The sequence below is a fragment of the Pseudomonas sp. R11-23-07 genome, assembly GCF_003852295.1.
In the GTDB taxonomy this organism is placed as follows: domain Bacteria; phylum Pseudomonadota; class Gammaproteobacteria; order Pseudomonadales; family Pseudomonadaceae; genus Aquipseudomonas.
The window spans coordinates 2,530,494-2,557,120 of the sequence record NZ_CP027761.1 but is presented as its reverse complement, the minus strand read 5'-3'; the positions used below and the strand labels follow the sequence as shown (position 1 = coordinate 2,557,120).

Below are 26,627 nucleotides of genomic sequence, written 5' to 3'. Positions count from 1 at the left end.
TTGGCGTTGTCAGCACCTGGCGATAACTATCAACGCGCACTGGACCGGTTCCTGCACGAACACCCGGACGTGGCCGCTGAATTGAACAACCTCAACCCACTGGCTGCCCAGGCCAGGGGAGAAACCGTGGCGCAGTATCGTACCGAGCGTCTGTATGAAGCGTTCGAGGCGCAGGCCGAGCGCCAGGGCCTGTTCGCCTGGGAGCTGACCCTCAAGCTGACTGCCGAGTCCAGCGAAGCCTTCGAAACTCAACGCCTCGAGGTGCACAAGGAAGTCGCACAGATGGCCGGCATGAGTTGGGCCGACTACTGCCAACTGCATGACCTCGCCGGCTGACGCGCTGGCTAGCCGAACCAGCGAAGCCGCCTGCACCCCATGACCTGCCGCAACTCGGCGACCGTCAGGGCCCGGCGTTGCGGGTCCTGCGCCAAGGCGGTGTGCAGTGCCGGCCAGCAACGTCGGGGCAACTGCCTGGGCCGAGGCAGCCCGGCGCCCGGTTGGCGTTCCCCGAGGCGCTTGCCCTGGGCCAGCTCATACAGGACGCACGCCACGCCATAGAGGTCCGCAGCGGGCGTCAACGCGCCACCCGCCAGTAATTCAGGCGCCGCATAGGCCCGGGTCCAGGCATTCAACCGGCTGCGATTCACCGCCGCCAAGTCCGCCGGGGTCTGCGCAAATGACTGCCCAAGGCCGAAATCGAATAAACGCACGCCCGCTTCGCCCACCATGACATTGGCCGGTTTGATATCGCCATGCAGCACGTTGTGTTGATGGGCATAAACCAACGCGTCCAGCAGTTGCAGGGCAATCGGTTGCAGCTCTGCCCACGGCAATCCATCAGGGCATTCCACAAGCAGTCGGTCCAGCGTCAGGCCATGCAGCAGCTCCATGGTAAAAAAGGCGATCTGGCTGGACGTATCCACCTCAAACGAATACACCCTTACCACGCGCTCATGTCGCAGGCGGCGCGCCAGGGCAAACTCGCTGAACAGCAATACATGGGCATCCGGGCACGCAGACAAAGACTCGTCCAGCAGCTTGAGCGCCACAGCGGAACAAGGCTCGCCAAATTGCTCATGTAACAGGTCGCGCGCACGGTACACCACGCCCATCCCGCCCCGGCCCACGACCTGCTCAAGGTGGTAGCGGCCGACGAGCAAAACCGGGGGAGTTGATGCCGCACTCATGAGTGCACCACGACGGCGGTCAAATCATCGCGTGCCGGGGCGCGCAACGCGCTGGCGAACAATCTTTCCACGACCTGCTGCGGCCCGCCTGCACTCAACGCCAGGCCCAGCTGGACATGGCTGAGTGCCTGGTAGAGACCATCGCTGCACAATAAAAACACATCGCCAGGGCGGGTCCTGAGCTCCAGCACCTCAAGCCGTACTGACGCGTGCGCGCCAATGGCCCGGGTCAAGGCTCTGGCATCGGGGTGGGCCCGAGCTTGCGTCGCACTCAACTGACCCTCGTCCATGAGGCGCTGCAACAGCGAATGATCTCTCGACAGCTGGTACAGGCGTTGTTCACGCCACAAATAACAGCGGCTGTCCCCCGCCCACACACAGGCCGCACGCCCATTATCCAGCAACAGTGTGACCACCGTACTCCCCATTGTGGCACTGCCGGTGCGCCGCGCATCCGCCAGCCGCTGATTGACACCTTGCAGCCGCTGTCGAACCGCATCGACCCGCTGATCAAGGCTGCCCTGCGCCGATAACGAAGCCAGGCTGCTGATCACCCACTCGCTCGCGAGATCGCCGTGCCGGTGCCCGCCCATGCCGTCCGCCACGGCCCAACAGCCTCCTTGCGGGCAATCGAGCAGGGCATCCTCATTGCGCGGCCGTGACTGCCCGCGCTGTGTACGCCCGGCGCTGCGCCATGTGGGCCGCATTGGGCTCACAGTTGCTCCGGCAGGCGGAAGGTGCGCCACGTGTCCATCTCAAATGGGCTGGGTGTCCGTTGGCTGGTCAGCAGGTAATTGGCGCGCAACCCGGCCAGGTCAGCCTTGACGATCTGCGCGTTGCGGTCACTCGCAGGCTCGCGTTGCATCAAGTCGAAAAACCGGAACAACGACCAGGCGCCGGCGCTCTTCTCGATACCCAGGGGGCGCAATTCGCCCCCCCTCTCCAGTACGAGGCTGGCGCGTCCGTTATCTGCTTCGATGGGCCACCGGAACGTCATGGGTATGATCGGGCCGTGCCGGTATTCCAACTGCTTTTCACCCAATCGCAGGATCGCTCGGTTGACCGACTGATCCAGGCTGTAGGGCGCCAAGGTAAAACCCACCGCCAACTCTCCCTGATCTTCGGTGAAAAAGCCGCGTCGGATAACCTGGGCTTTCGTCAGTTGATCCAGCAGCGAACGTGAGATCGGCAAACCCTGTCCGTCCAGCCCACGCAACCGGTAGCGCGTGCCATCTGCGGTGACAAACGCGCGCAGGTACCCCTCGTAAAAACGCGCCCACACGCCTTGGGGTTTAAAGAACTCACGAAAATCGTCAAGGGCCACATCATTCGTCGCGTGGGCGTTGAACGGATACCGTTGCCGAATCGCCCTGGCGTAAAGCCCCTGCACCTCGCTCTGGTAGCGCTGATTGACATGGGCATAGGCCTGGTCCAATAAATGGCGCCATGTCTGATCGCCAATCCCTTCAAACCAACCGGCAAGCGGAAGCGGCAAACGGCTGGACGCTGCACGCAGGTCGCCCAGCACGTCCTGCTGGCCGTCCATGCGCCGCTTTGCCCGCAAAAAGGCCGCCTGCTCCGGCGAACCCTCACGGCTCAGCGTCGCCAATTGCAGGTGTAATTGGTCGAGCAGGCGCAACCCCTGGGCCAGCTCCGCGCTGGGGTTCTGCTGCTCATCCAGCAACTGATGCAAGGGTTCAAAACGCCGCTGCAAAGCCCGGCGAGCCGAGTCGCCCAAGGCAGCCTGCCCCTGCGCCACCGCAGCCCTGGCGACCACGCCCAACGCGCCTGACGGCTGGGCCATCGTTGCTGGCAGCTCCAGGCCCGGCAGTAAACGGGTATTTTCACGAAGCTGCTGCAATAGCAGAAGGACTGGCGATTGAGCCGACGTCAGCCCCGCGAGACGTTCGGCATCCTCGCGCAGACCGTCGGTGTGCAGCAGCCTGATGCGACCGAGCGCATCGCTCCAGGCCTGGGCATACTCACTGAAGTAGCGCTGTTGCAGTTCGATCATCAAGCGCTGCAGATCCTCGCTGCTCAAGTCAGTGCCTTCGCCCAGTACCCAGTTATCCTGGGCAATGGCGTTCACCAGCTTGGGGCCTTGCGCTTCGAAGTACTGCACATACCTTTTGGTGTAGAAGCCAGGAACCGGTGGATCGATGGCGGCAAAGACCTTGCCCTCGGCCAGACGCAACGGCTCCAGGTCGCGCGATTGTTCGCGCAGCACCCGGTACACCACGTCGGCCAATGACTCGCCCCGCAGCGCGGCCCGCGCCTGAGCCACCAGGTCGTCGTTGAGGCGGGCGGAAAATGGCTGCTCAAGCAGTCGCGCCCAATGTTCATTCAGGCGCTTCTGTACCGGCATATCACCGGGAAACCGCAGCGACCAATGGCTGGCCATATGCTGCGTCAACCACGCGGTATCCCGGCGTTCGCGCAGATTGAGCATCAGGTACGCACGCAAGTTGTCGAGCAGGCGCTCGCGATCGCCGAGGCTGGCGCGTACCTGCTCTTCGAGCAGGGCAACGGCGCGGCCCAGCAGTCGCTGCTGCAACGCCTGCTCATAGGCGCGTGCCACCCACGGTCGGCTGACCTCGCCCTGATACAGGCCGGCTCGCTCGATCAGTGGAGCGTCGCCTGGTGTGGGAAACACCTGGGTCGCCGCCCAGCGAGCATCCAGCAGCGCAAGGAGCGTCAAGGTTTCATCGTTACCCTGCACGGCGGGGGCGCTAAGCGCAGCGATATGAGCCAAACGTTGTTGGTTGGCCGCGTAACTGTGCATCCACAGCCCCCCGGCACCCGCCAGGACCAGCGCAGCCGCCATCCCCAGCAACCCATTGCGCCGCCAGATGCGCTGGCGCTCCCGGGTCTGCAAGGCGGCCAGGTCCGCCCCGGCAAAGATCACCCGACTGAACAGGCCCTGCACGAAATGGCTGCGACTGTCGCTGGCACAGGTCAGGTAGAACCCGCGCAAGCCGTTGATGCGCTGGTAGCGATGGGCGCAAAACGCCCACTCGATAAACAGGCACAAACGCTCGCCTATTTGCGCGGTCTGCTGGGGAAAATCAAGCATTCGCCCGCGGCGCTCGACATCGCGCTCCTGGTGCAATCGCTCAATCAATTCGCCGTGCAGCCGTTGCAGTAATTGCTCGAACGCTCGGCGAACCTGAGTGATGTCATTGCCCGCCTTGTCAGCCTCCAGAGGTTGGCCCAGCACCGCTCCGACATCGTCCCCTGACGGTGAGTCGAAGTACTCGATGAACCCCGCCAGTCGATCGGCCTGGGTCACCACCAGGTAGAGGGGTACATCCACCTGCAGTACCTGCTGAATTTCCTGCACGCGCGAATGGACATGGCGCGCCAGTTGCTCCAGGTCGTGCTCATTACCGCTCAGGAGCCTGTCTACCGACAGCGTCACCACCACGCCGTTGAGCGGGCGCACTCGATGCCGCCACCTCAGACTGGCCAACAGCGTGGTCCAGCCGGCGGCATCCACCGAACGGTCTGGTTGAATCAGATAGCGCCCTGGCGTGTCGATAAGCACCCCTTCATCGGCGAAGTACCAGTCACACTGCCCGCTGCCGCCCGTCGGGCGCGTGTCAGCCTGATCGAACGGTGACTGCAAACCCGCTGCCGCCAACAGTTGGGTCTTGCCACTGCGCGGTTCACCGATCACCAGGTACCAGGGCAAATCATGGCGCCAACGTGCGTTGCGCTCGCCATAGCGCGCAGACGTTTTCAACCGGTGGAGGGCGTCCTTGAAACGACCACGGACGTGCTTCTGCTCGTCCTCCACCGCTCTCAATGGCGGATGAGCGGTTGGCGGAGCCGGCCTTTCGAGTCCAGCAGCACGGCGCCCGCCCGCCAGGACCATCGCCAATCCCCACAGCAGGAACAATGCGCTGAGGGTCAACAGGCGGGCAGTCGCGCTTTGCCAGAACCGGTAGTCGTCCACGGCCAACAGCGGTCCGACGTACCACACGAATGCAGCACAGCAAAGCACCAGCATCAGGCTCCACACCCAAACCTTGGCCAGCACGGCACCCACGCCCTTGAAGAATGCGTTCATTCGTTGCTCCCTGCGTTTACTAGGGCGTGCGGGTAAGATCCGACGCCGACAATTGAAGGCTTTGCAGCGCACTTGCCCTGTCTCGCTCCAATACCCAGGCGAATCCCGTGTACATCGCGAGCAAACCGCACAGCGTGAAGGCCACACACCCGCCAACAGGAATGACGCGTACGTGCCTGCGTCGCGTGCGCCCCTGCCCTTCCGGCAACACCGGCGCCAACGGTGGATTGCCTCGCACCTGCCTGATCTGTCGATACAAGCCATCTCGAACGGCTTCGAGTTGCACTACCCCCCGCTCCATCACCCGGTATTTACCTTCGAACCCAAGGGACAGGCACAGGTACATCAGCTCCAGCATCGCCAAGTGTTTTACCGGGTCGCGCGCCAGGCGTTCCAGCAACTGGAATACTTTCTCGCCGCCGAACGTTTCGTGATGAAAGCGACTCAACAGGCTCATCTTCGACCAGTCACTTCGAGCCCCCCACGACGTGGTGACGACTGCTTCGTCGATCACGCTGCACAACACGTAGCGCGCAGACATGACCTGGGTATTTTCAATGCCACCCTGCAAGGCACGGGTTTCGAATTGAGTCACCGCGGATGACAATCGGTCGTTGATCGTGATGAGGTTTTCCCGACCGGAGCAGCCCTTGAGCTGGACCACTTGCGACAATAGCTCCCAAGCGGCGACCACGAGGGGATTGAGCGCTGTGGTGAAGCTGTGTGCGCCCAGTGCTTGGCTCGCGTAGATCATCCGGTCCTGCAATTGTTCATAGCGCGGCGGCGCCGGGAACTCCGTAAGCGGCCCTTGCGCGGGCCCGTAGCCGTCGCGATCGAGCAGGACGGTTTTTTCATCCTGCGAGTATTCACTGTCCATAGCATTCAATTCCTGATGGCCCAGAAGGTCAGCTCAAGCCCGGCGAACTCGCCCCCGACATGGAACGCGAAGCCACCCGACTGCTCCAGCTGCGCGATATCGCGGGCATTCATGTCCAGCATGAAATAGGTCTTGGCGGCGTGGAACGGGATCTGGCGCGGCGCCACGGGCAGTGGTTTGACCTTGATACCCGCCAGGTGCAGATTGACCAATTCGCGTATGCGCTCAACCGCGCCGACTTTCAAATGTGCCGGCAGGCGTTGGCGCAAGGCCTCCGAATCACACTGCGCCGTAGCCGCCAGGATGAACGTCGCCGTACCCAGCAATTTCAGGTCGCTGACCGGGCAAACCAATACGCCGTACTGACGTTGTTGCAACGGCAACTCGATGGAGTGTTGTTCCAGCACGACCGACAACACGGCACGCACAGCCTCCATCAGGCCCCGGAAACTTGCCCCCTGGTCGGCGTGCCGGTAATGCACATCCAGCGCCGGGCGCCTGCTATCGCTGGCGAACGTCGACAACTCACCGAGCAGCGCCACCAATGCGCGGAACACCGCTTCAGGGCGAACCAGGGCCTGGCTCAAGCAGTGGCGCAGCTCCAACTCGGTACGATTGATCACTTGCAGCATGAGGAAATCGCCGACCTGCGTGCCGGCGGCGCTGCTCTCGCCCCGGATCCGCGCCGCGATGGCATCCCCCCGCGACGCAAGCAGGCCGATCACCTCCTTAAGACAAGACGATACATACCCGCGATCCTGCATAAAAATGAACGTCGGGACGAACTCCGCATCCAGGCGCACGCCCCCCGCATCGGTAGACTCCAGCACCTGGGCGACCTTGAGTCTGACGAAGCCCTGTTCTCTGTGCTGCTCACCCAGCAGGAGACGCAAATCAGGTCGCGCGCAGTGAATTCGACAGCGAGCGTCGGCACCGGCGTTCGAATCACCTACCTCCACCTCACAAGCGAGGTAGCGCGCCAGGACATCGCCCTGCTCCGGTTGGCGGGCTTCAATCTGATTGCCGGTTGCCAGCAGCAGCGCCAGGTAAACAGCCTGCTCCCCCGGGTTGGCGGGTACTTGTAATACCAGGGGCTCCATCGCGGTGCCGTGGTCGAACAGGCTACCGTCCGGCAATACACCGCTGGCTTGAGTGACCACTAGTTTGCCCAGGTTGAGGTACTGCACATCGAGTTCCAGCGTGAGGAAGCCCCAGGCGTCAGGCCCCAGCAAACGCGTCTGGTTGAGCTGTTGCTGGTAATGGCGGTCGTTGTGCTGCAAGTGCTGCGGCCGCAACAGCATGCCTTCCTGCCAAATGACTTTATGCGCGTGCATATCACTGCACCTCCTTGCCGGAGCGCGGGTCGGCAAGCCGGATTCCGTCGTGGTCCAGTACCAGCTCGGCACGGTTCAATTGCTGCGCGGTGAGCGGAACGAGCAGCCGCCATTGAACGTGCGGCAAGTCCCGGTACGCCGCCAGCACGCCCACAAAATGACTTTTTGGCCCGACACTCAGTTTGAGCGCCAGTCGGTCCCCTGGGCGCAGCTCTATTTCCTCGCTGCTCACCCAGTCCTTTGGCAATACCTGCTCGGCGTGGTCATACAGGCTGAAGAAGTCGGCATTCTCGAAAGCTACGCCATGGCGCAGTTCAATCAGTTGCAGCACGACCGGCGAGGGTCGGCCATGAAGGTCCGGGTTGACCTGCTCACTGGCGGTCAGTACCAGGTCCAGTTTGGTCAATGTTGAAAAAGGCGATACGGCGCTGCAGCCAGCCAACAGGCCGAGCGTGAGCAACAGGGGCGTGAGGGTGACTCGATACATGGACATCATCCTGGATAATCGCTGTGCAGGGTTGAGATCAGGCGCACCTGTTCTTCAAAGGCCCGGCTGTGTTGCAGCCGTTCAACCTCCAGCCGACACAGGCGCGCCACCTTGATCGCCAGCGCCTTTCGTGCAACGTGGTCAAGCCGGCCCAGGTCAAGCCCCAGCGCCGCGGCAAACTCCGTCCAGAAGACGTCATCCGGCGGCGGTGCCGTCGCGACAGAGTTCGCTCCGGGAAGCTCCTTGATGAGCTCAACCCGACACGGCATTGCCACATGCTCGCGGTCGGCGGCGTGCCGGTCCGCCCACTCTCCGGGCTCGCCAACGCCCGCATTCAAAGCTGCCAGTTCATCCGAGGTACTATGTCGCTGATGCTCAAGGTCCAGTGCCTGCAACGGGTCCAGAGCCAGGAAAGCATCATCGGGAATCGGTACTCCCGTGGTGATGGGCTGCTCACGCAAAGGTGGAGACGATTCCATCAGCCGCGCGCGTATCGACAGCGCACCCAGTTCGAACACGTCGCCATCTTCGATCAATCGCGCCTGCCCTTTGTGCAACCGTTCGCAACTGCCTGCCATGCCGATACCGTTGCTGCTGATATCCGTCAGAAAGTAACGACCTTCGCGGTAACCCACCAAACCGTGGTGGCTGGAGAGCAGCCGACTGGGATCATGGATGACCCAGTCACAGCCAGAGCCACGCCCAATCACACCGCCCACGCCGTCAAACACTTTGCGCACCATGGACACAGGGTCTGCGCCTGCGGCCTCACTTACCTCAAACACAAGCCGCATGGTCAAGCTCCCTCTTTCTTATCGGCCACGGGTCACCGCCTGGGGCTCACCCAAAGGACGGTATTGGGCATCATCGAATACGTAATTGGCGTTACAACCGCCAAGCAGACACAACACAAGCACGACGACGTGCCACGGACGATCAGGCATCAGGTTTCTCCTGGGTGAAAAGGCCCGCCGACCTCATATCGATAACGGCGGCAATGATCTCAGCAATCCTCGGATGCACCGCTCAACGGTCCCCGCTGGCTTCGCCGCAAGGAATGTTCAAGCGTGCAAGCCGGTAAAGCAGCGTGCGCCGTGCGACGCCGAGCTCACGCGCCGTACGGGTCCGATTGCCACGATTCTTGTGCAGGCAATCGAGCAGGAACACGCGCTCTACCCGCTCCAGACGCTGGCGCAGCGTGACATCATCAACGGCGGTCGCGGCCGACACCTGGGGAAGCGACAGGTGCGCCGGCAGGATCACGTTGTCGTCACACAGCAGAACGGCTCGCTCCACCAGGCACTTGAGTTCACGCACGTTGCCAGGAAAGGCATGACTCGACAGTTGATCAAGGGCGATATTCGACCATTCCACAGGTGTCCTTCCCAGGCTTGCGCACGCCTTGTCGGCGAAATGCCGTGCCAGCTGCAGCACATCCCCGTCTCGCTCACGCAAGGCCGGTAACTGGATGGGGAACTGGGCAAGCCGGTAATAAAGATCCTCGCGAAAACTGCCTTCGGCGACCATGGTTGAGAGGTCACGGTGGGTCGCCGCGATGATGCGCACATCAACCTTGTGCGCAGCACTGGCGCCCAATGGGCGCACCTCACCTTCCTGCAATACCCGCAACAACTTGGCTTGTAGGGTCAGCGGCATATCGCCGATTTCATCCAGCAGCAACGTGCCGCCATGGGCGGCGTCGAACAGCCCTGCATAGTTGCGCTCGGCACCGGTAAATGCGCCTTTGCGGTAGCCGAACAGCTCGCTCTCCAACAAGCCTTCCGGGAACGCAGCGCAGTTCTGCACCACGAAAGCCTTGGCTGCTCGCGGCCCTGCCAGGTGGATGGCCCGAGCCACCACCTCTTTGCCGGTGCCGGTTTCTCCCCGCAGCAGGACGGTATAAGGGGTATGCAGCACCTTGCTGATCAATTGGCAGGTTTGCGCCATCGCTGTGCTGTTGCCGATCAGGCCATACGTGCCGGTCAGCGATACTGCGCGCCCTTGCGGCGCAACAGCCGGCACCCACCGCAGGCTGCGCAGCAGGGCCAGTTGGTGCAAGGCGAAGCTGGCGAACTGGCCCAGCGAGGACGCGTAGCCTTGCAACGCTACCGGGCGTTGGGCCGCGCATAGCAGCACGCCCGTGAGCGTATTGAGGCGGTTGAACAGCGGCACACTCAACAAGGCGCGCCAAGGTGATGCGAGCACCGGCAAGAAACCCAGGTCGTAAGGACTGTTTTGCACATCATCCACACTGACCGCGGCGCCTTGATCCAGTGTGTCGCGCAGTAAAGGCACGTGTCGCGGATCGATACTTGAAGTCGCCACCGCCACCGAGGGCGTCGCGCTCAGGTGTTGGGCGGCCAGCTCAAGCCGGCCGGTCGCTTCGTCAAGCCGGTACAACTGGGTGAGCTCACAGTGACTCAGTTGCGCCACCGCTGAGACGCACGCGCCGGGCAATGAAGCGCCGTCACTGTCCAGGCCTATACGTGTGAAGCAGCCGATCAAGGCGCTCGCGTGGGCAAGCGGGTCAGGCAATTGATCAAGGTTGGTCATTGGCTGAACTCGCAGAGCGGCAGGCCGTTGCCATCCAATCGCGCATGCACCGAGGAAACCGTGGTCTCCATGGCCATGGCGCCGAGCAGACCGTCCACCATCTGCGGCAACAAATGGCGCTCGATCCACTGGTCGATGTACCGCGCACCGCTGTCACCGTCCGCGCAACGCTCGGTCATGTGCGCGACCAATTCTGGGGTGTAGGTGAATGCCAGTTTGCGCGAGTGCAGCCGTTGGCCAAGGCCCGCGAGCTTGAGCTCTGCCACGTCGTGCAGCACCTGCTGGTCAATCGGGTAATACGGTATGACGCGCATACGGGCGAGCAATGCGGGCTTGAAGTGGGCACGCAGCAGCGGGTAAATGGCGTCTTGCAGCACCTGGGGTTCAGGTCGTTGACCGCCTGAACAAAGCGCGTTGATACAGTCGCTGGCAAGGTTGGACGTCATCAGCAGCACGGTGTTGCGAAAGTCGATTTCCCGCCCTTCGCCATCATTCGCGCGCCCTTTGTCAAAGACCTGGTAAAACAGGTTCAATACCTCCGGGTCGGCCTTCTCCACCTCGTCGAGCAGCACGACTGAATAGGGACGCTGGCGTACGGCTTCGGTCAAAACCCCGCCCTCGCCATAACCGACATAACCCGGTGGCGCACCGATCAATCGGGAAAGCGCGTGCTTCTCTTGGTACTCCGACATATTGATGGTGGTGACAAACCGTTCACCGCCGTACAGAAGGTCCGCCAGGGCCAGGGCCGTTTCTGTCTTGCCTACACCGCTTGGCCCCACCAGCAGAAACACCCCGACAGGGGCATCGACCTTGTTGAGCCCGGCGGCAACGGCGCGCAAGGCACGATCAAGGGCCTGCACCGCGTGATCCTGCCCAAGCACGCGCGAGCGCAAGGCCGCGGCAAACCCAAGCACTTTTGTGTTCGGTTCAAGGGCCAGCTGCTCGACGGGAATACCGGTCCACGCGCTGATGACATGCGCCACGCCGTGCGGGCAGACCTCAGGTTTCACCAACGGCCCATCGCGCTCAAGCCACTGTTGCTCCAGTACCTGGCGATCGTGCTCAAGGGTTTCCAGGCGCAACTTCAGCGCCTGAAGGGCCTGCGCATCCACAGGCAAACCGCTATCAGCGTCTCGACTCAGCGCCCGCGCCTGCCGCTGGCCCCCGATCAGTTCGGCGCGTAGCGCCTGCAGTGCCTCAGGCGGCATTGCCTGACGCGTGCGGACGCTGGCACAGGCGGTGTCCAGCACGTCCACCGCCTTGTCCGGCAACTGTCGGCCCACCAGATAGCGTGCGCTCATGTGGGCCGCTGCTACCACCGCATCATCACGGACATACACGCCATGGCTCGCTTCATAGACAGGCACCAGTCCCCGCAGAATCGACACTGCCTGCTCGACACCCGGCTCCTCGACCAGTACCGGCTGGAACCGCCGCGCCAATGCCGGGTCCTTTTCGATGTACTGCTTGTATTCCGACCAGGTGGTAGCGGCGATCGTACGCAACGCGCCGCGCGCCAGGGCCGGCTTGAGCAGGTTGGCCGCGTCCAGGCCTCCCGGCTGGGCGCCAGCGCCCACCAAGGTATGGGCTTCGTCGATAAACAGGATGACCGGCTCAGGCGATGCGTTCACTTCATCGATCACACCTTTGAGACGTCGCTCGAACTCGCCTTTGAGGCCAGCACCGGCTTGCAGCAAGCCCATATCGAGGGTCAGCACGCGAACGCTTTTAAGGGCCTCGGGCACCTGCAAAGCCGCGATCTGCAACGCAAGCCCTTCGACGATCGCCGTTTTCCCCACCCCGGCCTCCCCCACGAGAATCGGGTTGTTCTTGCGCCGCCGCACCAGGATGTCGATCAATTGCCGTATTTCGCGCTCGCGGCACAGCACTGGGTCTATTCGGCCTTCACGGGCATGCTGGGTGAGGTCCTGGGTAAAGCGCTGCAGCAGCGACTCCGTGGCAATCGGCTGATGCTCGCTGGGCTGGCCCAGCAGAAAATCACGCACCCTGCCGGTATCCAGACGGCTGAGCACAGCGTGATACCGGCTGCCCGCATACTCCAGCGGGTGCTGTAAAAGTGCCAGCAACAGCGCACCGTGATCGACAGAGCGTTGGCCCAACTCTACGTGGGCAACCATCACGGCTTGTTGTAACCACAGCACCAGAGCCTGGGCGAACACCGGGTTGCGTGTAGCGCTCTGCTCGCTCCTGGGCTGCAAGGCTGCTTGCAGTTCGCCCAGGGAAACGTCGGCATCTGCCAGCGCCTTGGCCATCAACCCGGCGGGATGCTCGAGCAAGGCCAGAAGCAGATCCTCCACCAACACTTCATGACCACCACGCGCCATGCAGCGCTCGGCCGCGCGCGTCAGGTCCCCGCGGGTCGGGGCCGTCAATGTACGGATCAGTAATTGCAGGTCCACATTAATCATGCTCATCAATCCTTAATGAAAATGGCCGGCGAGCGTGATCGCACCGTCCGCTCGCTCATGGTCCAGCCAACTGGTCCAACCCAGGCGGCACACATTGTTTTCGCCGATATGCAACGCCCTGATTTCGCCGGGTGCCAGTACCAGGCGCAGGTCAAATTGCAACGCGTCTCTCGCGGTTAAACGCACCAGCGAGCACGCGGGGGCATTGGCCGTTCCCGTGGGCAGAAAGTCGTGAAAACGCTGCCAACCCAGGGCCTTGATGTGCACCCTGAACTTGCCGCTGCGATCAGCGATGCGACGCCCCAATACAAGGTCGTCGCCAAGCGTGCAGTTGGCGTGGCCCAAGTCATTGCGCTGCGAATGCGCGACGTCCACGGTGCGTTCGACCCATTGCTCGATGAACACCTGGGCATGCTTGAAGTAATACCGCAGGACGGTCTCCATCAATGCAGCCGAGTGCGCGCGCAGGCTCAGAAGCCCGAGGTAAGGCAGCAAGCGCTTGCAATCAAGAAGCGAGGCGCCCCGTATCGCGTGACTGCCGAGGCCAATCAGCGCAAACATTTGCTGGGAAAACCCATCACTGGCGCCCTGTTGAAAGCAGGCCCGGTAACGGTATTTGCGCCAGATCGGTAACATCAGACGGTGCAGTCGATGGTGGAACATATCGAGGAAGTCCCGCGTGGGGTTACCACCTGCGCGCTCCGCAAACGCCTGCTCGGCATAAAACGCGGGCAATGGTGAGCCCGCGCCGAACAACCCCAGCACGTTGATGCGCAGGCGCGCACGCAAGCGCCCGTGGTCCATGAAAAACTCCACACGATCAATATCGTGTCCCGCAAACCCCAGGCCTGGATTGGCCTGGAATTCCAGCTGGTCATACAGCGCATCCTCATCCAGCAGGGGATGAGCTTCACGTAAACGTGTGACCACCTGCACCACCGCCTGGAATAGCGTGTATTCGCGGATGGCATGGCAAAGCTGAGTCAAAGCAGGGGTTGCTGCCCCATCCGGAACGGCCATAGATACACGTCTCCTTGTGTGCTGATCACTCGCAACTCGTGATACGAATTGAGGCTGGCGTAAAGCGCAAAGAACTGATTGAGGACCGAAGCGAACACAAACAGATCGCCCTGGCCTGCAAACCCCAGGGGATCCACCGTCAGGTCCACCCGCAATCCGCGAATCGGCAGGCCCCGGTGCAACCGGTCAACCGCTTCGTGCTGGATAGAGCGCAGCGCGCCCAACTTTTTCTGGCTGATTTTCAGCGCCTGTCGATCGTGATAGCGCGGCAAGTCGTAGGTCGCGAGAATCACTTTCAATGCGTTGATATCGGTCAGCGAAACATAGTTGAGCGACATGTTGCTGATGAGCTTCCAGAGATAATCCTGGTCCAGTGGCGGCGCAAAACTCGCGGTTGGCGCAGTGATGTTACGGAATGTCAATGACTCAGGGGTGTGCTCGCCGGGCTGGTTGATCTCACCTGCCCTTAGCTGTCGCGGCAGACCGGCATTGGTACAGGTCAGCTCGATCGACAGTGTTTCCGGGCCCTGCTCGCAGCGATCGCCAAAGCCTATCCAGGTAGCCAGCCCGTCGTGCTGGACCGACGGCCGTTGACGGATGCTGAAGCTGGGTAGCGCCCGCGAAGTTTCGCCATCACGGTCATGCTCGAACGACTCAAAGGGCACGTAGGTTTGATAGCCCAAGCCACCAGGACGCCATCCGGTAACACGGTCAACCGAAAACACCCCGGCGTTTTCCGGAGAATATTCTCCCGGCAACAGCAGGTATTCATCCTGTTTTCCATCGAGCCGAATGGGTATCGCGTCGTGACTGAACAGGTTGACGATAGGCGTGCAGTACAGCTTGACGTTGTCCAGGGTGGGGCGCTGGAGCGCATGCCCCTGGGGGCGCAGCTCGAAGCGCAACACCATGCCATGTGCCTGCTTGAGTACCTCTTGGGGGAATCGATGCAGCGCACCCAACCCTTGAACATCGACAAACAAGTATTTCTCGGGAAACGTGAAATATTCCTGCAAGTGGCGATAACCACGGAAGGTGTTTTGCGGGTAAGGAATTAATGCGTGTTCCTCTGCAAAACCCACCGGCTGAACCTGGTTGGCGCTGAGCCGTAGCGTCGCAGGTTGACCATCGATCCCGTTGACCGGCAAATCGTTTTGGTCCAATAGCTGCAGATGGATGCCATCCAGATGTCGCAATAAGCTGAGGTACAGGCCTTGGCTCACATAGTGGTCTCCGGCCAGGTGCAGTCGTAACGATTCGAATGTCAGCGCACTGAAATTCCCCTCTGTACTCAGGGTCAGGCGCAGGTCCAACCAGGTTGCTTCGCCCTGGCAGGCGTAATCCAGGCGACGAAGTTGCAGCGGCATCACATCGGTGGCATAGCAGGTTCTGAAACGGCAACGCTCGCCCTGGATGGGCACGCTTTCCACTGCGGTGTCCCGTGCCACGCGAACGCTGGGGCCGGCGCAGTTCAACGGGTCAAATTGCAGGATGCTGAAAGCAGGCATTGGCCGCATGTAATTGGGCCATAACAGCTGCATCAGGGAATGCGTCAACTCAGGCAGCTCGTCATCGAGCTTCTGGCGCAGGCGCGCGGTCAGGAATGCAAAACCCTCGAGTAAACGCTCCACATCCGGGTCTTGACCGGTCTCGGCGAGAAACGGTGCCAGGGCCGGGTTGCGCTCGGAAAAGCGCCGCCCGAGTTGTCGCAGGGCACTGAGTTCGCTTTGAAAATAGCGGTTAAAGGCCATCTGCGCAGACCTCTACCTGCCCGGCATCCGCCAGGCGCGCATGGAACACGACAGATTGTGTGCCACCGTCGATGAGCAGCCCGGCATCGATGGCAAAGGCCAGTGCCAACGATTCATGGACGCGCGGCAGCACCCTGACGCGAACATTCACCAGCCGTGGTTCGTAAGCCTGGATGAAGCGCTCGATCAGCAGGCGTGACTGGGTCAGGGATTCATGCAGGCTGAGCCGCATATCATTGAGATCAGGCAAGCCGTAATCCGGCAGCGTCTGCACGCTGCCTGCGCGGGTGCTGAGCATTTTCGTCAAATGCGCGGCGACGGACGTCATACGGCATTCGCTGGCACACACCTCGGACTCAAGGCGCTCGAAAAGGCTGTTGTGGTGGCGCATCCCCTGGCCTCGGCTCATTCTTTGTCGAGCTTGCCGACGAGGGACAAGGTGAAGTCCGCCCCCATGTATTTGAAATGCGGCCGTACGCTCAAACTGACGCGGTACCAGCCCGGCTCACCCTCGACATCGCTGACGACGATGCGCGCTGCGCGCAGCGGACGGCGCCCGCGCACCTCGGCACTGGGGTTTTCCTGATCCGCCACGTATTGGCGAATCCACTTGTTGAGTTCCAACTCCAGGTCGGTGCGTTCCTTCCACGAGCCCAGTTGTTCGCGCTGCAGGACCTTGAGGTAGTGGGCCAGGCGATTGATCACCATCATGTAAGGCAACTGGGTACCGAGCCGGTAGTTCAGCTCCGCTGCCTTGCCCTCTTCGCTGATGCCGAACGTCTTGGGTTTCTGCACGGAACTGGCGGAAAAGAAGGCAGCGTTGTCACTGCCCTTGCGCATGGTCAGGGCGATGAACCCTTCTTGCGCCAACTCGTATTCGCGTCGGTCTGAAACCAGTACCTCGGTAGGAATCTTGGTTTCAATCTCACCCATGCTCTGGAAATGATGCAACGGCAAGTCCTCGACCGCCCCGCCACTCTGGGGGCCGATGATGTTCGGGCACCAGCGAAAGCGCGCGAAACTGTCGGTCAGGCGAGTGGCGAAGGCGTAGGCCGTGTTGCCCCACAAGTAGTGCTCGTGGCTGTTGACCACATTTTCCTGGTAGGCAAAGGTTTTGACCGGGCACTCAAGGGGGTCGTACGGCGTGCGCAATAAAAAACGCGGTACGGTAAGGCCGATGTAGCGGGCATCTTCGCTCTGGCGAAAGCTCTGCCACTTGGCAAACTGCGGGCCTTCGAAATGATCCTTGAGATCCTTGAGGTCAGGTAGGCCGGTAAAGCTTTCCAGACCAAAGAAGCCTGGCCCGGCGGCCGCGATGAACGGCGCGTGAGCCATACCGGCGACACTGGAAACGTACTGCATGAGTTTCACATCAGGCGCGCTGGGGGACAGGAAGTAGTTAGCGATGATCGCCCCTACCGGCTGGCCGCCAAACTGGCCGTATTCAGCACTGTAGATATGCTTGTAAAGCCCCGACTGGGTCACTTCCGGGGAATCCTCGAAGTCGTCCAGCAGGTCCTGCCGAGAGACATTCAGCAGCTCTATCTTGATGTTCTCGCGGAAATTGGTGCGCTCGACCAGCAGTTGCAGCCCTCGCCAGGCTGCCTCGAGTGCCTGGAATTCCGGGTGGTGCAGGATCTCGTCCACTTGCTGGCTGAGCTTGGCATCGATCTCGGCAATCATTCGGTCGACCAGACGCTTCTTGACCGGTTCTTCGCGGTTGTGAGGCTTGACCAATTCTTCGATAAACGCCGACACACCCCGCTTGGCGATGCTGTACGCCTCGTCATCGGCGCTCAGTAACGTCTGGGCAATGATGTTGTCGAGAATGCTGCACTCGTCGGCGGCTTTGGGCAGAGGCAGCGAGTTGTACTGGGTAGTCGTCATGGGATCAGTGTCCTTTTACTGAATAGGTTCGGCATCAGGGCTGCTCAGCCCCAGTTCGGCCAGCACCCGAGCACGGGAGTCGTCATCGGCCAGTGCCTGCTCAATGGCTTTACGAAAGCTCGGGGTGTTGCCCAGCGGGCCCTTGAGCGCCACCAATGCCTCACGCAGCACCATCAGCTTTTGCAACTGCGGTATTTGCTCGACCAGGCTGGCGGGGTTGAAGTCCTTCATCGAGTTGATCCGCACCTGGACCGCCAGCTCTTCAACCTCAGCGTCATCCTGAAGGCGATTGGGCACGCTCAATGTCAAGTTCAGGGCCTGTTTGGCCAACACCTCGTCGAAGCTGTTCTTGTCGATCCCGATAGGCTTGCGATCCTCAAGCTTGCGCGAGTCGTCGCGCTGGGAAAAATCCCCCAGCACCAATAGTTTCAACGGCAGCTCGACGTCCTCCTGTGCACCACCCAGTGCGGGTTTGAAGGTGATGTTGATACGTTCCTTGGGTGCTACCGAACCGTCTTTGGCCATGGTGTTTCTCCTTTTGATGTTTTTTATTCGAGTACTGCTTCCAGATCGAACTGGCACAACCGGCGATGCGTGGCGTCTTTGCTTTCGCGCACGGCGTGGTTTTGCGGCAACAGGTCATAGCAGCGGTACAGGAGCCGGCCGACGTGCAGGGCCAGTTCCGGCTCCCAGCGGTCCAGGCCCGCGCGTTGTAGTTCGAGGTCCAGCTGTTCCAGCTGGATTCTGCCCAGGTCAGGCTTGCCCGCCCGCATGCACAACCTGGCCAGTGCCAGCCGCCAATGAAAGCGCGCGCGTTCACTGCCAGCGCTGTGCAAACCCTGCTTGAGCACGCCGACGGCAGACTTGAGCCCGTCCTTGCGCAAGCTGGGCATGACCGTCTGCAAGGCGGCTTCCCAGGGTTCGCTGCCGCCATCGGCAACGGCATTGAAAGGCTCGGCTTTGTGCAGGTGGCGAACAACATGAAGCGTGATCCACTCACAGGTCGCCGGGCCCGCAAACGGCGTGCCGTCGTCGAAGCGCAATTCAGGCAGGTTCGGCAGACGTTGCAATAACAGCGCGAAGCTCGTTTCCAGCTCGGCCATGGCCAGGTTCGCGTGCAGGGCTTCAAGGCATTCCCAGAGCATGCGCAGCCCATCGAACCAGAACAATGCGCCCGCCAGGCTGACCTCGAGCTCAAGCAACAGCTCGGCGTGATGGCCTTGGCTGAGACGATCCTGGTAACGTTTAAGCTTGTCGGGAGCCAGCGGGCGCAACGCCGTCACCCCCTCACTGTTGGCATCGGGATAATTGACCAGGCTCAGCCACGCCAAGGTGCGTCCCAAACGCAAGGCCCGCAGGTCGGTGGCATTCTGGCGCAACCACCAGGCACACAACGTACGGGCCTGTTCCTGTAAGGCGCGCAGCACTTTGTGGGCATCTTTTTCATTGTTGATCAGCAACTCAGGCTTGAGCGACTGCGTGAGCGCCTGCTTGACCTGGGTGATCACGCCCGCAGCGCCCGCTGAATGCGCGCCGTCTTGCGTGGCACGCGCCAGACGTTCCGCCAGTTGTCGCCGGATCGGCAACAACAACGGGGCGTCGCTGCCAAGGCGCTCGTTCAATAGCTCATCAAGGCGCACAAGGTGTGCCTGCAACGCCTGGAACAAGGGCAATCGATCGACAAGCGACAGGTTCTGCGAGAAGAGCGGGCCGAGGCGCGTCACCAGCCAAGCCAATGCGGCAACGCGGGTGCGCAGCTTGGTGGGATAGACCGCCGCCCAGTGATGCTCACAGAGATAAACCAGCAAACCGAGGCCAGCCAGCAACCCCGGGAATGAATCACGTTGATGCAGTCCCCAGGTGAGCCACACAGCGAGGCGCAGGTCCTTGGACTGCTCACGCAACAGGCGCTCACTGGATTCGCAGACCTGCTGCCAGTCCGGCAGGCTCGCGCCATGTATGGATTGTGTCTTGGCAACCTCGGCTTCCACGGTTTCAAACTCACTCGAAAAGCGCACGTCATTGCCGGCAAAATCCCCTGGCGAGCAAGGTTTTCGTGCAAGTTCCTGGTAATAAGCGCACAACTTTTCTGAATGAACCATTTTTGGGCTGCACACAACTATGAAGGCTGAATAGGCAAACTTGATACTGGGAAATGCGTAGCAGAGCTCCGCTTAACCCTCGCTCAACACACAACGAAGTGAACGAACCTTAGCCATCAAAAAAACAGTCAGCAAGCCACAGCCCCACACTTAAGGAATTTCCTACGAACCATCTAAAATCAAGGCCTGCGCAGTAATTTGCGCACTTAATCAAGTTAAATAACCCGCGATCACCGCCAACTGCGCCTGATTACTCATTTCTCACCATGAGCAATTAACTGCACACTTATGTGCAACTTAAAATACTAAACATCCGCAAAATCACCCCCATATGAAACGCTTTAACTTCTCACACCTTGATTTCATTGACCCACGCACTTTCAGGCACGCTTTTTGTTAAAGGCATTTCACCCGATCGGCAACTTCACCGTTCGGGAGCACCTACTCAATCAGACAAGGAAACCCGTCATGCCAACACCCGCGTACCTCTCAGTCACCGGTGTCAAACAAGGTTTGATCACCGCAGGTACATTTACCCAGGACTCGGTAGGCAACATTTATCAGGAAGGCCACGAGGATCAGATTCTGGTGCAGGCATTTGCCCATCAGGTGATCATTCCCCGCGACCCGCAATCGGGCCAGCCTACCGGCCAGCGCGTGCATAAACCGCTGATGATCAGCAAGGTCTTCGACAAATCCTCGCCCCTGCTATTCAGCGCACTGACCTCGGGGGAAGAAGTGTCGTGCCGGTTGGAATGGTTTCGCACCTCTTCGGCAGGCACACAGGAGCACTACTTCACCATTGAACTGGAAGGCGCGACGATCGTGGACGTCCAGTCGCGCATGCCCAACTGCCAGGACCCGGACAACGCCCACTTCACCCATCTGGAGGACGTGTATTTCACCTATCGCAAGATCGTCTGGACCCATGAAGTAGCCGGCACTTCAGGCTCGGACGACTGGCGCAGTCCAGTGGCCGGCTAACCGCGACGGTGGCGGGAACGGCCCAGGGAAGGTGCCGTTCCTGCTGGCGCTACACCATCGCCAGCGGGTGCTTGCGCTTGGGTGCGCCAAATACGCGGTCGATCGCGTCCAGGTCATGCTCGTCCAACATCAGCTTCGCAGCAGCGGCATTTTGCCGTATGTGGTCGGGCGTTACTGCCTTGGGGATGGCGATCACACCTTCTTGACGCAAGACCCAGGCTAGAGAGACTTGCGCGGGGGTGGCCTCATGACGATGGGCAATCTGCTTGAGCGTCGGGCTCGCCAACAGCTCGCCGCCCTGGGCAATCGGGCAGTAAGCCATCAAGGGCAGATGGTGCTGTTGCCACCATGGCAGCAGGTCGAACTCAATACCACGTTCTTCAATGTTGTAGAGCACCTGGTTGGTCGCACACGCGGGGGACGCCAGTTCCTGCAGGTCTGCCACATCAAAGTTGGAAACACCCCAACGGCCGATTTTGCCAGCTTCGCGCAGAAGCTCGAACGCTTCGACAGTTTCTGCAAGGGGGTACTGGCCGCGCCAATGCAGCAGGTACAGATCGATGTAGTCGGTGCCCAAGCGCTGAAGGCTGGCTTCGCAGGCGCGGGGCACGCCTTGGCTGCTGGCGTTGTGCGGATAGACCTTGCTCACCAAAAATACCCGGTCGCGGCGGCCCTTGATGGCCTCGCCGACCACCTCCTCCGCACCGCCTTCGCCGTACATTTCAGCGGTATCGATCAGGGTCAGGCCTTCGTCGATACCCAGCTGCAAGGCGGCTACTTCGGCGCGGCGCTGGTTTGGGTCTTCGCCCATGCGCCAGGTTCCCTGGCCGATGACAGGGACGGGGACACCGGCCAGATCGATAGTACGCATGACAACCTCCTGATGAGTTCGCGGATTAACAGTGTGGCATTGACCGGACAAAAGGGTTCAATCGCAGTATGGTTGGCCTCTGATCAATCGCCAGGAATCACCCGCAATGCTGTTTGTTGTGATGCTCGGGGGCAAGCACCCCAGGGCCCGGATCGAAGTACACGATGTCGCGTTTGCCGTGGCGGATACGCTACAGGCCACCTACCCGCAATTGCGCGACGCCTGGTTTGGCAGCCCCAAGGGCGTGCACATCGATTCGTGGATGGCGGTCGATGGTGTCGACGGTTGGAAGGTCGAGTTCAGCCAATTGGCGCCGCATGGCGATGCGCCTCGCTTGTATTTCATCAACCTCGGCGGCTATGAGGCCAACCGCTTCGGCGAGGCGCATCACTACCTGTTGCTGGTGGCGCGCGACAAACGCGAAGCGATGAGCAAGGGCAAGCAGCACGTGTTGCGCCACTGGTCCCAGGCCCACACCGACGCGGTAATGGATATCGACGATTGCCTGCCCATCGACCTGGTGGACGGCCGTTATGTGCATCTTGTACAAGGCCCGCACGCCCCCATCATCCAACAAAACGACTACATCGTTTTGGCCTGAACCCGCGGGCCAGGCCGCTTCTGGTCCGCTCGGGCAAGTAGACGGAACTTTGCCAGGAAATAACCGCCTGAATCCGGTAGGCTCACCGTTTTTTTACTTAAGGAGTTATTTCCCATGGCCAAAGCCACCGCCCGCCACATCCTCGTTTCCACTGAAGACAAGTGCAACGAACTCAAGACCCAGATCGAAGGCGGCGCTGATTTCGCTGAAGTCGCCAAAGCCAACTCCAGCTGCCCGTCCAGCCGTCAAGGCGGCGACCTGGGTTCGTTCGGTCCCGGCCAGATGGTCAAGGAATTCGACACCGTAGTGTTCAGCGCCCCAGTCAATACCGTACAAGGCCCGGTGAAAACCCAGTTCGGTTATCACCTGCTGGAAGTCACCAGCCGCCAGGACTGATTCAGTCTGTGCTGATGTTGTAGACAACGGCCCGCCATTTGGCGGGCCGTTGTGCATGTGATGACTGACGACGCTTAAGCCGTTAACGTACAGCTCTCTATTCTTGTTCACCCGCGCTCAAGGCTGATAATGCGATTGGCTTTTCCCAGACTGTTCAGCATCACCCTGGTCGTGTTCCTGACCAGCAACGCCGTGATTGCGGCGCCACAAGCGTCCCTCATGGTGTATGGCGAGCCGGCCAAGTACCCCGACGGCTTCAGCCATTTCGACTATGCCAACCCCAATGCCCCCAAAGGCGGCAGCCTGCGCCGCTCCGCCCTGGAAATCGGGCGCTTTGACCATGTATTGCCGTATGTCGACAAAGGCATCGGTGTTTCCCAGATCGACGGCTGGGTTTATGCGCCTCTGGCCCAGCGCTCCCTGGACGAGCCCTACACGGTCTACGGCCTGGTCGCGCAAAAGATGGAACGCGCCGACGACGGCCTGTCGCTGCGGTTCTACCTCAACCCCAAGGCGCGATTTGCCGATGGCAAACCGATCACCGCCGAAGACGTGCGCTACAGCTTCGACTTGTTGATGACCCAAGGCAGCCTGCGTTTTCGCACGCTGTTCGCCGACGTCAAGCATGTCGAAGTCGAAAACGAGCGCCAGGTGCGTTTCGACTTCTCCAGCAATGAAAACCGCACCCTGCCCCTGGATCTCGCCACCCTGCCGGTGTTTCCCGAACATTGGTGGAAGAGCCGCGACTTCGCCAACGGCGGCGGCTATGAAGCGCCACTGGGCAGTGGCCCGTACAAGGTCAGCAAGATCGACTCCGGCAACACCATCACTTTTACTCGCGACCCCGATTGGTGGGGCAAGGATTTGCCGGTCAGCCGTGGCCTGTACAACTTCGATCACTTGAGCCTTGAGTATTTCGGCGACATCGAAGTGGCGCGCCAGGTGCTGCGCGGCGGTGCCTACGACTTCAATCGGGAGTTTTCCGCCACCGGCTACTCCATCGGTTATAACGGCCCGGCCCTTGACGATGGCCGCCTGCAACGCGCGCATCTGGCCAAGGGGATGCCGCAACCGGCCCAGGGCTATGTCTTCAATGTGCAAAACCGGATGTTCAAGGACCGCCGCGTGCGCCAGGCCCTGGCCATGCTGTGGGATTTCGAATGGGCCAACCGGCAAATGATGCGCAACCTGTACATCCGCCAGCAAAGCTATTTCTCCAACAGCCCGCTTGCCGCCACCCAGTTGCCGACCCAGGAAGAACTGGCGATCCTGGAACCCTTGCGCGGGCAGATTCCCGATGAGGTGTTCACCCAAGTGTTCAAGGCGCCCGTCACCGATGGCAGCGGCATGATCCGTGACAAACAGTTGCAGGCCCTGGCCCTGCTGGAAGAAGCGGGCTGGAAGCCTGAAGGCGACAAACTGGTCAACGCCGAGGGCGAGCCGTTAGAGTTCACCTTCCTCAACGCCCAGGCGGGCCTGGAACGTCTGCTGCTGCCGTACAAACGCAACCTGGCGCAGATCGGCATCACCTTGAATATCCGCCGCATCGACTCCTCCCAGTACGTCAACCGCTTGATGGCGCGGGACTACGACATGATCGTCACCGGTTTTCCGGTTACCACCTCGCCGGGCATGGAGCTGTACAATTTCTTCGGTTCCGCCGCTGCGTTCGACCCGGGCGCCAACAATTACATGGCGCTCCAGGACCCGGCCGTCGACCGCCTGATCAAGGGCCTGGTCAAGGCCGACACCCAGGCGCAGATGCTCACTTACGCCCACGCCCTGGACCGGGTGCTGCAGTGGAACTACCTGTGGATTCCCAACTACTACCCGCCCGGCACGTCCGCCGCGTGGTGGAACCGCTTCGGCCGCCCGGCCATCGAGGCGAAAAACGATGAAGCCCTGGAAACCTGGTGGGAAGTCAGCCCGACGCCGCTGACCAATGAGCAGATGCAAGCCGAGCTGAAAAAACGCGGGGATGCGCGCTGATGTTTGCCTATATCGTGCGGCGCCTGCTGCTGATCATCCCGACCCTGGTGATCATCCTGCTGGTGAATTTCGTGATCGTGCAGGCCGCGCCCGGAGGGCCGGTGGAACAAGCCATCGCCCATCTGCAAGGCATCGGCGGCGGCGGTGTGGGCGCCGGCGCAGGCGAAGGCATCAGCGGCTCGCGGGCCAGCCGTGGCCTGGACCCGAAGCTGATCAAGGACATCGAAAAGCAATACGGCTTCGACAAGCCTGCACCGGAACGCCTGTGGCTGATGCTCAAGAGCTACGCCCAACTGGACTTCGGCAACAGCTTCTTTCGCGGCTCGACGGTGATCGACCTGATCCTGGAAAAGATGCCGGTCACCATTTCCCTCGGCCTGTGGGCCACCTTGATCACTTACCTGGTGTCGATCCCCTTGGGCATCCGCAAGGCGGTGCGCCATGGCAGCAGCTTCGATGTGTGGAGCAGCACCGCCATCGTGATCGGCTATGCGATGCCGGCGTTCCTGTTCGCGATGTTCCTGATCGTGGTGTTTGCCGGCGGCACGTCGCTGAACTGGTTCCCGGTGCGCGGGTTGGTGTCGGAGAATTTCGAAGCACTGAGCACCGTGGGCAAGATCGCCGACTACTTCTGGCACCTGGTATTGCCGGTCACGGCGCTGGTGATCGGCGGGTTCGCCACCTTGACCATCCTCACCAAAAACTCGTTCCTCAACGAAATCACCCGGCAGTACGTGGTGACAGCGCGCGCCAAGGGCTTGAGCGAACGCCGCGTGCTGTACGGCCATGTGTTTCGCAACGCGATGCTGCTGGTGATTTCCGGGATTCCCCAGGCGTTCATCAGCGTATTCTTCGCCGGTTCCCTGCTGATCGAAGTGATCTTCTCCCTCGATGGCCTGGGCCGCATGAGCTATGAAGCGGCCGTCTCACGGGACTATCCGGTGGTGTTTGGTTCGTTGTTTATCTTCACCCTGTTCGGCCTCTTGATAAAACTCATCGGCGACCTCTGTTACACCCTGGTGGACCCGCGTATCGACTTCGCCGCGAGGAACGCCTGATGCTCAATCTGTCGCCCGTGGCTCGTCGGCGTTTCGAGCGCTTCAAGAAGAACCGTCGCGGTTGGTGGTCCCTGTGGTTATTTATTGGCTTGTTTATCCTGACCCTCGGTGGCGAGTTGATCGCCAATGACAAGCCGCTGGTGCTCAGCTTCAAGCACGAGCTGTACTTCCCGGTATTCAAGCGCTACACCGAACAGCAGTTCGGCGGGCAATTGCCGTTCCAGGCCGACTACCGCAGTGACTACGTGCAGAAGCTGATCAAGCAGGACGGCGGCTGGATGTGGTTCCCGCCGATCCCGTTCAGCGACGATACGCCCAATTACGAGCTGGCCCGCCCTGCCCCCAGCCCGCCGTCGACGGTGAACTGGCTGGGCACCGATGACCAATCGCGGGATGTGCTGGCGCGGGTGATCTTCGGCGCACGGGTGTCGATCCTGTTTGCCCTGGCGCTGACCGCGATCAGCGCCGCCATCGGCATCGCCGCCGGGGCGTTGCAGGGTTACTACGGCGGCTGGGTGGACTTGCTGGGGCAACGCATCCTCGAGGTGTGGTCGGGCCTGCCGGTGCTGTACCTGCTGATTATCCTGTCGGGCTTTGTCGAGCCGAATTTCTGGTGGTTGCTGGGCATCATGGCGCTGTTTTCCTGGCTGGCGCTGGTGGATGTGGTGCGCGCCGAGTTCCTGCGCGGGCGCAACCTGGAGTACGTCAAGGCCGCGCGCGCCCTGGGCCTGGGCGACGGCAAGATCATTGGCCGGCATATCCTGCCCAATGCCATGACTGCGACCTTGAGCTATTTGCCGTTCATCCTGACCGGGGCGATTTCGACCTTGAGCGCCCTGGATTTCCTCGGCTTCGGCATGCCGGCCGGCAGCGCGTCGCTGGGCGAGTTGATCGCCCAGGGCAAGCAAAACCTGCAAGCCCCATGGCTGGGCCTGACGGCGTTTTTCACCCTGGCGCTGATCCTGTCGCTGCTGGTGTTTATCGGCGAGGCGTTGCGTGATGCCTTCGACCCTCGCTCATGAGTGATTG

The 26,627-nt window shown here is 61.1% G+C and carries 24 protein-coding genes; 7 read left to right on the top strand and 17 right to left on the bottom strand.

What is annotated here, in order from left to right; all coding sequences use genetic code 11:
• Positions 1 to 6 precede the first annotated feature (6 nt).
• Positions 7 to 336, top strand: a complete 330-nt coding sequence (locus tag C4J84_RS11645; RefSeq protein WP_124362644.1) for a DUF6388 family protein — start codon at positions 7 to 9, stop codon at positions 334 to 336.
• A gap of 8 nt (positions 337 to 344) precedes the next feature.
• On the opposite strand, the gene C4J84_RS11640 is transcribed toward C4J84_RS11645, so the two are convergent.
• The 16 genes from C4J84_RS11640 to tssA form a co-directional block, all read right to left on the bottom strand.
• Positions 345 to 1,187 (bottom strand): serine/threonine-protein kinase, encoded by an 843-nt coding sequence (locus tag C4J84_RS11640; protein ID WP_124362643.1) that lies wholly within the window; start codon positions 1,185 to 1,187, stop codon positions 345 to 347.
• Positions 1,184 to 1,894: a PP2C family serine/threonine-protein phosphatase gene (locus tag C4J84_RS11635; RefSeq protein ID WP_124372421.1), complete on the bottom strand. Its 711-nt coding sequence runs from the start codon at positions 1,892 to 1,894 to the stop codon at positions 1,184 to 1,186. Before C4J84_RS11635 ends, C4J84_RS11640 begins: the two co-directional genes overlap by 4 nt.
• A 5-nt stretch (positions 1,895 to 1,899) precedes the next feature.
• Positions 1,900 to 5,256 carry a type VI secretion system membrane subunit TssM gene (tssM, locus tag C4J84_RS11630; protein WP_124370546.1) on the bottom strand — a complete coding sequence of 1,119 codons (3,357 nt, stop codon included), beginning with the start codon at positions 5,254 to 5,256 and terminating at the stop codon, positions 1,900 to 1,902.
• A 19-nt stretch (positions 5,257 to 5,275) separates the two neighbouring features.
• Positions 5,276 to 6,133: a type IVB secretion system protein IcmH/DotU gene (gene icmH, locus C4J84_RS11625; RefSeq protein WP_124370545.1), complete on the bottom strand. Its 858-nt coding sequence runs from the start codon at positions 6,131 to 6,133 to the stop codon at positions 5,276 to 5,278.
• Positions 6,134 to 6,138: 5 nt separating this feature from the next.
• Positions 6,139 to 7,467 (bottom strand): type VI secretion system baseplate subunit TssK, encoded by a 1,329-nt coding sequence (tssK, locus tag C4J84_RS11620; protein WP_124370544.1) that lies wholly within the window; start codon positions 7,465 to 7,467, stop codon positions 6,139 to 6,141.
• Position 7,468: 1 nt separating this feature from the next.
• Positions 7,469 to 7,954 carry a type VI secretion system lipoprotein TssJ gene (tssJ, locus tag C4J84_RS11615; protein WP_124370543.1) on the bottom strand — a complete coding sequence of 162 codons (486 nt, stop codon included), beginning with the start codon at positions 7,952 to 7,954 and terminating at the stop codon, positions 7,469 to 7,471.
• A 5-nt stretch (positions 7,955 to 7,959) separates the two neighbouring features.
• Positions 7,960 to 8,748 carry a type VI secretion system-associated FHA domain protein TagH gene (tagH, locus tag C4J84_RS11610; RefSeq protein WP_124370542.1) on the bottom strand — a complete coding sequence of 263 codons (789 nt, stop codon included), beginning with the start codon at positions 8,746 to 8,748 and terminating at the stop codon, positions 7,960 to 7,962.
• Between the two features lie 18 nt (positions 8,749 to 8,766).
• Complete coding sequence (locus C4J84_RS11605; protein ID WP_124362636.1) at positions 8,767 to 8,898, bottom strand: type VI secretion protein; 132 nt, start codon at positions 8,896 to 8,898, stop codon at positions 8,767 to 8,769.
• Positions 8,899 to 8,980: 82 nt separating this feature from the next.
• Positions 8,981 to 10,507 carry a sigma-54-dependent Fis family transcriptional regulator gene (locus C4J84_RS11600; protein WP_124370541.1) on the bottom strand — a complete coding sequence of 509 codons (1,527 nt, stop codon included), beginning with the start codon at positions 10,505 to 10,507 and terminating at the stop codon, positions 8,981 to 8,983.
• On the bottom strand, positions 10,504 to 12,939 hold the full coding sequence (locus tag C4J84_RS11595) for an AAA family ATPase (RefSeq protein ID WP_124435372.1): 2,436 nt from the start codon (positions 12,937 to 12,939) through the stop codon (positions 10,504 to 10,506). The genes C4J84_RS11600 and C4J84_RS11595 overlap by 4 nt, the downstream gene beginning before the upstream one ends.
• A 12-nt stretch (positions 12,940 to 12,951) precedes the next feature.
• Positions 12,952 to 13,959, bottom strand: a complete 1,008-nt coding sequence (gene tssG, locus C4J84_RS11590) for a type VI secretion system baseplate subunit TssG (RefSeq protein ID WP_124435371.1) — start codon at positions 13,957 to 13,959, stop codon at positions 12,952 to 12,954.
• Positions 13,923 to 15,710, bottom strand: a complete 1,788-nt coding sequence (tssF, locus tag C4J84_RS11585; RefSeq protein ID WP_124435370.1) for a type VI secretion system baseplate subunit TssF — start codon at positions 15,708 to 15,710, stop codon at positions 13,923 to 13,925. Before tssF ends, tssG begins: the two co-directional genes overlap by 37 nt.
• The gene (gene tssE / locus C4J84_RS11580) at positions 15,700 to 16,101 is read right to left on the bottom strand and encodes a type VI secretion system baseplate subunit TssE (protein ID WP_124435369.1); all 402 of its coding nucleotides are present in this window, start codon (positions 16,099 to 16,101) and stop codon (positions 15,700 to 15,702) included. Before tssE ends, tssF begins: the two co-directional genes overlap by 11 nt.
• A gap of 14 nt (positions 16,102 to 16,115) precedes the next feature.
• Positions 16,116 to 17,597, bottom strand: a complete 1,482-nt coding sequence (gene tssC / locus C4J84_RS11575; RefSeq protein WP_124435368.1) for a type VI secretion system contractile sheath large subunit — start codon at positions 17,595 to 17,597, stop codon at positions 16,116 to 16,118.
• Positions 17,598 to 17,612: 15 nt separating this feature from the next.
• Positions 17,613 to 18,122 carry a type VI secretion system contractile sheath small subunit gene (gene tssB / locus C4J84_RS11570; RefSeq protein WP_124435367.1) on the bottom strand — a complete coding sequence of 170 codons (510 nt, stop codon included), beginning with the start codon at positions 18,120 to 18,122 and terminating at the stop codon, positions 17,613 to 17,615.
• Between the two features lie 23 nt (positions 18,123 to 18,145).
• Positions 18,146 to 19,699 carry a type VI secretion system protein TssA gene (gene tssA / locus C4J84_RS11565; protein WP_124435366.1) on the bottom strand — a complete coding sequence of 518 codons (1,554 nt, stop codon included), beginning with the start codon at positions 19,697 to 19,699 and terminating at the stop codon, positions 18,146 to 18,148.
• A 468-nt stretch (positions 19,700 to 20,167) separates the two neighbouring features.
• On the opposite strand from tssA, the gene C4J84_RS11560 reads away from it, so the two are divergent.
• Positions 20,168 to 20,683 carry an Hcp family type VI secretion system effector gene (locus C4J84_RS11560; protein WP_124370534.1) on the top strand — a complete coding sequence of 172 codons (516 nt, stop codon included), beginning with the start codon at positions 20,168 to 20,170 and terminating at the stop codon, positions 20,681 to 20,683.
• 49 nt (positions 20,684 to 20,732) lie between these two features.
• Here C4J84_RS11560 and C4J84_RS11555 read toward each other — a convergent pair whose 3' ends face one another.
• Positions 20,733 to 21,554, bottom strand: coding sequence for an aldo/keto reductase (locus tag C4J84_RS11555; protein WP_124435365.1), 822 nt, complete (start codon positions 21,552 to 21,554; stop codon positions 20,733 to 20,735).
• A gap of 106 nt (positions 21,555 to 21,660) precedes the next feature.
• Between C4J84_RS11555 and C4J84_RS11550 the strand changes: the two genes are divergently transcribed.
• The 5 genes from C4J84_RS11550 to C4J84_RS11530 all read left to right on the top strand — a co-directional run bounded on the left by C4J84_RS11550 (position 21,661) and on the right by C4J84_RS11530 (position 26,620).
• Positions 21,661 to 22,155: a DUF1543 domain-containing protein gene (locus C4J84_RS11550; RefSeq protein WP_124435364.1), complete on the top strand. Its 495-nt coding sequence runs from the start codon at positions 21,661 to 21,663 to the stop codon at positions 22,153 to 22,155.
• A 114-nt stretch (positions 22,156 to 22,269) separates the two neighbouring features.
• The gene (locus C4J84_RS11545; protein WP_124435363.1) at positions 22,270 to 22,551 is read left to right on the top strand and encodes a peptidylprolyl isomerase; all 282 of its coding nucleotides are present in this window, start codon (positions 22,270 to 22,272) and stop codon (positions 22,549 to 22,551) included.
• A gap of 129 nt (positions 22,552 to 22,680) precedes the next feature.
• A complete protein-coding gene (locus C4J84_RS11540; RefSeq protein ID WP_124435362.1) occupies positions 22,681 to 24,540 on the top strand; it encodes an extracellular solute-binding protein in 1,860 nt (619 codons plus the stop codon).
• Positions 24,540 to 25,598 carry a microcin C ABC transporter permease YejB gene (locus tag C4J84_RS11535; protein ID WP_124435361.1) on the top strand — a complete coding sequence of 353 codons (1,059 nt, stop codon included), beginning with the start codon at positions 24,540 to 24,542 and terminating at the stop codon, positions 25,596 to 25,598. Before C4J84_RS11540 ends, C4J84_RS11535 begins: the two co-directional genes overlap by 1 nt.
• The gene (locus C4J84_RS11530; protein ID WP_164484536.1) at positions 25,598 to 26,620 is read left to right on the top strand and encodes an ABC transporter permease; all 1,023 of its coding nucleotides are present in this window, start codon (positions 25,598 to 25,600) and stop codon (positions 26,618 to 26,620) included. The genes C4J84_RS11535 and C4J84_RS11530 overlap by 1 nt, the downstream gene beginning before the upstream one ends.
• The last annotated feature ends 7 nt before the right edge of the window (positions 26,621 to 26,627 follow it).

Coding starts and splice junctions, on each gene's coding strand:
- C4J84_RS11640 (WP_124362643.1), bottom strand. CDS start 1,187: ATGAGTGCGGCATCAACTCCCCCGGTTTTGCTCGTCGGCCGCTACCAC.
- C4J84_RS11635 (WP_124372421.1), bottom strand. CDS start 1,894: ATGCGGCCCACATGGCGCAGCGCCGGGCGTACACAGCGCGGGCAGTCA.
- tssM (WP_124370546.1), bottom strand. CDS start 5,256: ATGAACGCATTCTTCAAGGGCGTGGGTGCCGTGCTGGCCAAGGTTTGG.
- icmH (WP_124370545.1), bottom strand. CDS start 6,133: ATGGACAGTGAATACTCGCAGGATGAAAAAACCGTCCTGCTCGATCGC.
- tssK (WP_124370544.1), bottom strand. CDS start 7,467: ATGCACGCGCATAAAGTCATTTGGCAGGAAGGCATGCTGTTGCGGCCG.
- tssJ (WP_124370543.1), bottom strand. CDS start 7,954: ATGTATCGAGTCACCCTCACGCCCCTGTTGCTCACGCTCGGCCTGTTG.
- tagH (WP_124370542.1), bottom strand. CDS start 8,748: ATGCGGCTTGTGTTTGAGGTAAGTGAGGCCGCAGGCGCAGACCCTGTG.
- C4J84_RS11605 (WP_124362636.1), bottom strand. CDS start 8,898: ATGCCTGATCGTCCGTGGCACGTCGTCGTGCTTGTGTTGTGTCTGCTT.
- C4J84_RS11600 (WP_124370541.1), bottom strand. CDS start 10,507: ATGACCAACCTTGATCAATTGCCTGACCCGCTTGCCCACGCGAGCGCC.
- C4J84_RS11595 (WP_124435372.1), bottom strand. CDS start 12,939: ATGATTAATGTGGACCTGCAATTACTGATCCGTACATTGACGGCCCCG.
- tssG (WP_124435371.1), bottom strand. CDS start 13,959: ATGGCCGTTCCGGATGGGGCAGCAACCCCTGCTTTGACTCAGCTTTGC.
- tssF (WP_124435370.1), bottom strand. CDS start 15,710: ATGGCCTTTAACCGCTATTTTCAAAGCGAACTCAGTGCCCTGCGACAA.
- tssE (WP_124435369.1), bottom strand. CDS start 16,101: ATGCGCCACCACAACAGCCTTTTCGAGCGCCTTGAGTCCGAGGTGTGT.
- tssC (WP_124435368.1), bottom strand. CDS start 17,597: ATGACGACTACCCAGTACAACTCGCTGCCTCTGCCCAAAGCCGCCGAC.
- tssB (WP_124435367.1), bottom strand. CDS start 18,122: ATGGCCAAAGACGGTTCGGTAGCACCCAAGGAACGTATCAACATCACC.
- tssA (WP_124435366.1), bottom strand. CDS start 19,699: ATGGTTCATTCAGAAAAGTTGTGCGCTTATTACCAGGAACTTGCACGA.
- C4J84_RS11560 (WP_124370534.1), top strand. CDS start 20,168: ATGCCAACACCCGCGTACCTCTCAGTCACCGGTGTCAAACAAGGTTTG.
- C4J84_RS11555 (WP_124435365.1), bottom strand. CDS start 21,554: ATGCGTACTATCGATCTGGCCGGTGTCCCCGTCCCTGTCATCGGCCAG.
- C4J84_RS11550 (WP_124435364.1), top strand. CDS start 21,661: ATGCTGTTTGTTGTGATGCTCGGGGGCAAGCACCCCAGGGCCCGGATC.
- C4J84_RS11545 (WP_124435363.1), top strand. CDS start 22,270: ATGGCCAAAGCCACCGCCCGCCACATCCTCGTTTCCACTGAAGACAAG.
- C4J84_RS11540 (WP_124435362.1), top strand. CDS start 22,681: ATGCGATTGGCTTTTCCCAGACTGTTCAGCATCACCCTGGTCGTGTTC.
- C4J84_RS11535 (WP_124435361.1), top strand. CDS start 24,540: ATGTTTGCCTATATCGTGCGGCGCCTGCTGCTGATCATCCCGACCCTG.
- C4J84_RS11530 (WP_164484536.1), top strand. CDS start 25,598: ATGCTCAATCTGTCGCCCGTGGCTCGTCGGCGTTTCGAGCGCTTCAAG.